This is a genomic window from Succinivibrio dextrinosolvens (genome assembly GCF_900116345.1).
Taxonomy (GTDB): domain Bacteria; phylum Pseudomonadota; class Gammaproteobacteria; order Enterobacterales; family Succinivibrionaceae; genus Succinivibrio; species Succinivibrio dextrinosolvens_B.
Genome location: NZ_FPAH01000076.1, coordinates 1 through 6,717, shown reverse-complemented (window position 1 = coordinate 6,717; position 6,717 = coordinate 1). Strand labels below are relative to the sequence as shown.

Genomic DNA, 6,717 nt, shown 5'->3' with positions numbered 1-6,717 from the left:
AGATATCTAATCCTGGTCTGTATACCCACATCTATTCCTCAAAGAGCGATGGTACCGAGTTCTACTTTGTAAAGAACAATGAGGTCTCAGATTCAGTTCCTCACTATGTAAAGGTTACTGACCCTACAGTGGTTATACCGACACCGGCAGATGAGATAGCCTATAACGGAGATAACCTTAAGCTTTCTGATAAGTCATCCCTTCCTAAGATGCCTGAAGGAGATTCTGGATATAAGCGAGAGAAGTATGACAGAAAACACTATAAGGCTACTATGAGCTTCTTAAACCGTGTTAAACCACACAGAGAAAAGATTTCAAGAAGACTTATTGCCTCACTGAATCTTGAGAATTCCCCATCAGGAAAAGAAAAAACTTATGCCTATAAGAGGTCTGAAAAAGAAAATGCCTCATAGTTTTTTAGATCATTTTTATAACTCTTTGTAAGTGGATAAATACTTAAACTGCAGAATTTTTATATATGCAGTAGTAGAAATATATTTTGTTGTAAGGTCCTGCTAAGCAGAAGCATTAATCTTGCTCAGTATGACCTTTAAATATATTGAATATTATTCAACAGAATACATGTATTTTGAAAAAGATAAGATCGGTGTTATTAACAGTGAAAAATTGAAGGATCTCTTTTAATTCTCAACGAATTCTCTACACTCTGAGATTCTTAAACCAAAAGTCTATCGGATGCTTTTGAATTTTCAAATTCACTAGAATTCTCCAGAGATTTACTTTAGTTGTGATTAACCAATAAAGTTAAAACGAACAGGAAAACAGGCACCTGTTAATACATATAGTCCGCTCATGGAATTAAGAATAGCAAGAAAAAAAAACTAAATTAGTTGTCTGTAACTAAAATATAGTTGCAAAATAATATTTATCTATTAAAATAGATGTAAAAGGTTTCAATAAGACAGCAAAATGACAAAAAAAGAAAAACTCATTACAAGATTTAGATCGGTTCCTTCAGATTTAACTTATAACGAACTGGTTCAGATTTTAAAGTATTATGGTTATACTGAGTATTCATTAGGAAAAACAACAGGTTCTGCTGTAAAATTCAAAAATGACAGTGGAGATATAATCCGTTTTCACAAACCTCATCCTGGAAATATAATTAAATCCTATGTTATTGATCAGATATTAGATAAATTAGGTGACGAGGATTAACTAAATATGGATAAAGACAATTTTTTGAAATATAAAAACTATTTAGGCTCTATTGAGTACAATCTGAAAGATAAGGTTTTATTTGGAAAACTTCTTTTTATCGATGATTTAATTTCCTATGAGGGGGAAACTATAAATGAATTAGAGAATAATTTTAAGGATGCAGTAGAAGATTATTTACAAACCTGCGCAGAGTTAGGAAAAAAGCCACAAAAGTCTTATAGCGGCAGTTTTAACATTAGGACTACTCCTCTGATTCATCATCGTCTTTCTTACTTTGCCAAGGTTAGAGGCGTTAGTTTAAACAAGCTTGTTACTGAAATATTTAACTCATATATAGAAAACAATCAGGTGAATATCTGATTTATCGTTCGATATTAATACGTACTAAACTTATGTAGTTCATTATTAAAGAGCCTACTCCCGAGTTTATCGGGGTTACTTAACATTTTTCAGTAAAAAATTAACTGCAAAAGTAGAGATACATTATTTAAATTACGATTTTCACCAAAAATCAAACAATAAACTTGAATTGGTTAAAACTGAACTTCAAAGTTGAGAGAGTAAAATATTTAACTGTTGCATCTGGAGTTACTGATGACTACAAATTTCAAAACAGAAAACAGTACCGTAAGAAAATTTTTTGCTAATGGTCTTTCATATAAGATCCCTAGATTTCAGCGAGATTACAGTTGGGAGTTCGAACAGTGGGAAGATTTATGGGAAGATTTAACTTCATGTTTAGAGCAGTCAGACGCTTCTAACGAGTATAGAGACAATCCTGAGTCCCACTATATGGGGTATATTGTTCTTCAATCTCGTGATGACAAGAATTTTACTGTTATTGATGGTCAGCAACGTATTACAACAGTAAGTATTATTATTCTTGCTATCCTAAAAAATCTGCAATTACTAGTCTATAAAGGTATTGATGCAGAGAATAATGAAAAAAGAATTGAATCCATAAGGCAGAACTACATCGGTTACATGGATCCTATCACTTTAATAACTGAAAGTAAGCTAAGTCTTAACCGTAATAATAACGATTATTTTCAGAATTATATGGTTCCTCTTAAATGTCCTCTCCCACAAAGAGGATTTAGAGCTTCAGAACATCTTTTAAGACATTCTTTTGAGTTTTTTGAGAAAAGAGTCGAGGATTATGTTAAAACTTCCTCTAACAAAGATATGGGGCAGACTTTAGCAAAACTTGTAGAAGATATATGCGATATCTTATTTTTTACAGTTATTACAGTTACAGATGAACTGAATGCATATAAGGTTTTTGAAACTCTGAATGCAAGAGGCGTCAGATTATCTTCAACCGATCTTTTAAAGAATTATCTTTTTTCTGTTTTAGATGGAAATGAAAATTCCAGTTCTGAATTAAGCTCTCTTGATGAAAGATGGGAAGATATGATTAGAAGACTTCAGTCAGAAAAATTTCCAAATTTTCTTCGAGTTTATTGGAACAGCAAGCATAAACTGACTAGACATTCTGAACTATTTAAAACCATAAAACAGAATATTACAGATAAAAAGTCTGTCTTTGGTCTTATTTATGATATGGAAGCAGATCTTGAAAATTACTTATCCTTACTCTCCTCAGAAATAGCTGAAGACTGGTGTAAAGAAGATAGGGACAATGCAGTTATTTTAAAAATGTTCCATGTTCGTCAGCCAATGTCAGTTCTTTTAGCTGCGAAAAGAAACTTTTCTTCAAAGGATTTTACTTCATTACTTGAGGCTATCAAGGTTATATCTTTACGTTATAATGTGGTTGGTAATTATTCTCCAAGTGAACTTGAGAAGACCTATAATGAAATTGCAATCAGAATCAGCAATGGAGACATTAGTAAGTTTTCAGATACTTTACAATTCCTAAATAATATCTATATTGATGATAAGCGTTTTGAATCAGATTTTTCTCAAAAGTCTTTAAATACCACTGATTCTAGATGTAAAAAGATTGTTCGTTATATATTGTGTCTCTTAGAAAAACAAGAATCTGGCAATGATTTTGATTATGAAAGCGACTCATACAATATTGAACACATTCTTCCTCAAAGAGCACCTGATAACTGGGGAAACTTCAGTTTTAATGAAATGTCGGCTATGCTGTACAGATTTGGTAATATGACACTAATGAAGTCTACAGATAATAGGGATATTGGTAATGCTTCATACTCAGATAAGAAGGAACTCCTAAGAAAATCTGGATTTAAGATAACCTCCGTGATACCAGACGATTATCAGGAGTGGAGTCCGTCATCTATTAACAGTCGTCAAAAGAAAATGGCAAAGTGTGCAAAAGTTATATGGAAGATATCTCAGTTATCTTCAAAAAAATAGTTTCTCGGATTTTTCTAGAATCTTGTCCCATAAAATGAGATTTAAATCTCAGAATTGCAAATTCTGCATAAATATCGCATTCTTTGTCTTTGCTCATTTTTGTGTAACTATGGAATTCAATCAATCCTCAACACACTAGTATGGCCCCAGAAACTAATCATTTAAGTTTCTAGGTCATACAATTTATCTGTGAATATAGGATGCAGGTCATTTTAAAGCAGTTTATCTATATATTCCTTCAGATATTTGCCAACATATAAAGAGCCTTTATAGCTCAGGTGCCCCTGATCTTTGTATAGAGCATCATCACCATTCTTTAATTTACATATACCATCGGTGCAGAAAAGCGGTTCAGGATCTACAACCTGAACATTTTCATAATCTTTCGCTATATTTTTAATAATCTTATTATGAAGATCTCTCATATAAGAGGTTTCTGAGTTTCTAAAGGTGCACTTTCTTTCTGAAATAGTATATGGTCTGTCATAACAGAGAGTCGGATCAAATGGCAGATATGGAGTATCCAGCACAACTATAACCTTACGGTCTTTAAGTTTTTCAAATGATCTTCTTATACTGTTTTCAAATGCTTTTGTTACATCTTTTTCATTAGGATTTTCCAGATCGACATAATTATTAATGTCACTTGAAAGATCAACCAATAGAATAACTTTTAGATTTTTATGCTGCTCAATATAGTTGTACGCATCCTCAATTATTTTATGCCAGTCCATGATGAACTGAACATTATTTTTCAGTTTAAAGAATGGAGACTGACCTCCCACAGGGAATACTGCAACTCCATTTTCGCTGTTCTTGTATTGTGAGACAAGTCCATAGAATAAATGCGCAGCATGAGAACTGCCTACGAGAGCTATATTGTTTTGGTTCTCTCCTTTCTGCCATGCGCATGTAGTTGGAGGATCATTATCGTTCCAGTGAGGAATTACTGCTTTACAATTATCAATGTATTTGTCATCTGTGCTAAATGCCTGATTGGTTTTATATTTTTCAATTGATACCTCAGGTGCTGTATAAACTGTCAGATTTGGAAATCTGAATTTAAAGCCGTCACTGTAGTAAATACGAATTCCGATAAGACCTATGCAGGCTAAAGTAACAAACAGCCAGCCTGCTTTTTTCTTTGAATGTTTTCCGTATCTTAATCGAGGCTCTATATACAGGAAGGTTAATACAGATAGAATAATTGCGATTATTACGGCAGTTAATCTTACCCACCAGTCAGGACTCTGACCTTCACAGATATAGGCAAAAGACAATAAAGGCCAATGCCAGAGATATAGAGGGTAACTGATTAGTCCGAGGAAAACCATAATACGGTTTGAAAGGATAAATTTATTTATAATCGCGTCATATCCTGCCGCAATTATAAAAAGCGCTCCAGATACTGGCAGTAAAGCAACATATCCTGGAAAATTCAAATCGCTTTTAACTTTAAATATACTAAACAGTATCAGAGAAATACCAATTAGTGAAAACAGATTCTTTATTATTTTTGATTTTTTATCTGCTTGAAAATCTTTTTTCAGGATAGCTAAAAAAATGCAATCGGTGATTTTCTGTAACTTAAGTAATTGTTTTGCTTTTTCGACGAAGGCTGACTTATAGCCTACGATGTAGGCCAGCATTGCACCTATACTCAGTTCCCAGAATCTGCAATAAGGCAAGTAGAATGAGTATGGCTGATTATCATGTTTAATTCCGTTTTTGTTCAATATGAAGGAGAGAACTGTAAAAACAGTTAAACTGAGAATAAAATCCAGTCTGCATTTGTAAAGCAGATAAAGAAACAGCGGGAAAATCAGATAGAACTGCTCCTCAACACCTAATGACCATAAATGGAGTAGAACCTTGCTGTTGGAAGCTGGATTAAAATATTCACTGCTCTCATTGTAGAGCATAATGTTGTTTATATAGGTAGCGCCTCCAAAAGAATGCTTTCCAAGTAATTTGTATTCCTCAGGTAACAGCAGGAACCATCCTACGATCAGGGAAAATATTAAAACAGTAATCAGTGCAGGAAATATTCTTCTGATTCGTCTTATATAGAAATCAACAATTTTCAACTGACCAGGCGCATTCTGATTGTACAGATTCTTGTATATGATTGAGGATATCAGGAAGCCAGATATAACAAAGAAAATATCAACACCAATAAAACCACCCTGCAGATAATTTGGAAAAGCATGAAAAATAACTACAGAAAGACAGGCAATAGCTCTAAGACCGTCAATATCAGGGCGATAATTATGTTTAGCTCCTCCAATAGTCAGGATAGAATTGCTTGTTTTTTGGGTTGGTGTCATTTTGTCCTCAAAATATATTTTACTAATCTTCTATATAGTTAGATTTAGGTGATCCTGTGTCCGTTTAACGACTCATTTGGGGCGCTTTTTAGAGTCGTTATACTTGGTTGAGTACCAGTTTTCCTCATTTATTTTAAGTAAACTTACTAGTTTACAATTGTTGGACTCTGATCAGCTAAAACTATTACTTGTTTTCAGGTTGACCTTGTTAAGGGGGAAGGCAACAAATACTATATCTGGATTTATATGTTGCTCTAGCAACCATTTAACTTCATCATTTTCTTTTGAAAATGCTTTTTTTTAAAGCATTTCCATTATTTTTTACATAACTCGAGTTTCCCAGATAAAAAATTTAAGTAAATCCAGATCCACTCTAGGATTGATGCTCTTTAAAAACTTGTATTGATTTATTATCTTGCTAGAGGCAATGGAATTACCTGCTTAAGGAAGTTACAGATCCCGTTAAACCATGAGCCTAACAGATCATTTATGATCTGCTCTGCTTTAACAAGACAACCTTTCTTTAGCAGGCTTGCTTCTTCTAAAATCTTTGGAATATAAATGAAGCATCTCATTAGAGAATCTATTGCTGCCTGATAAGGTATATCCTGTATCTGTTCTTTTGTAAATCTGAATAGAGCTCCTAATGAACGTTCATCTTCCTCGTACCTTCTCCAGAATTCCATCATGATGAATCTGATTGATGCAACTGATACAAAGGAGATGAGATTATCGTAGTCACGAGCATAAGTTTCAGACCCAAGTTTAAAGTACTGTTTCTGTGCTCTAAAGCAGGTCTCTATAAGCCATCTTCTTGCATATAGTCTTACGATTTCACAATCATCAAGACTGATATCTG

General features: G+C 33.4%; 5 protein-coding genes and 1 pseudogene. 4 read left to right on the top strand and 2 right to left on the bottom strand.

The window, feature by feature from the left end:
* The 4 genes from BM308_RS13440 to BM308_RS12975 form a co-directional block, all read left to right on the top strand.
* Positions 1-413 (top strand): hypothetical protein (locus BM308_RS13440; protein WP_177214460.1); only part of this gene is annotated, 413 nt, incomplete at its 5' end.
* A gap of 517 nt (positions 414-930) precedes the next feature.
* Positions 931-1,179: a type II toxin-antitoxin system HicA family toxin gene (locus BM308_RS12985; RefSeq protein ID WP_074945791.1), complete on the top strand. Its 249-nt coding sequence runs from the start codon at positions 931-933 to the stop codon at positions 1,177-1,179.
* Positions 1,180-1,185: 6 nt separating this feature from the next.
* Complete coding sequence (locus BM308_RS12980; RefSeq protein WP_074945789.1) at positions 1,186-1,542, top strand: type II toxin-antitoxin system HicB family antitoxin; 357 nt, start codon at positions 1,186-1,188, stop codon at positions 1,540-1,542.
* A gap of 234 nt (positions 1,543-1,776) precedes the next feature.
* On the top strand, positions 1,777-3,531 hold the full coding sequence (locus BM308_RS12975; RefSeq protein WP_083425598.1) for a DUF262 domain-containing protein: 1,755 nt from the start codon (positions 1,777-1,779) through the stop codon (positions 3,529-3,531).
* A gap of 212 nt (positions 3,532-3,743) precedes the next feature.
* Here BM308_RS12975 and BM308_RS12970 read toward each other — a convergent pair whose 3' ends face one another.
* Both BM308_RS12970 and BM308_RS13435 read right to left on the bottom strand, forming a co-directional pair.
* On the bottom strand, positions 3,744-5,858 hold the full coding sequence (locus tag BM308_RS12970; RefSeq protein ID WP_074945787.1) for an acyltransferase family protein: 2,115 nt from the start codon (positions 5,856-5,858) through the stop codon (positions 3,744-3,746).
* Between the two features lie 410 nt (positions 5,859-6,268).
* Positions 6,269-6,717 (bottom strand): annotated as a pseudogene (locus BM308_RS13435) (hypothetical protein); the annotation flags it as partial.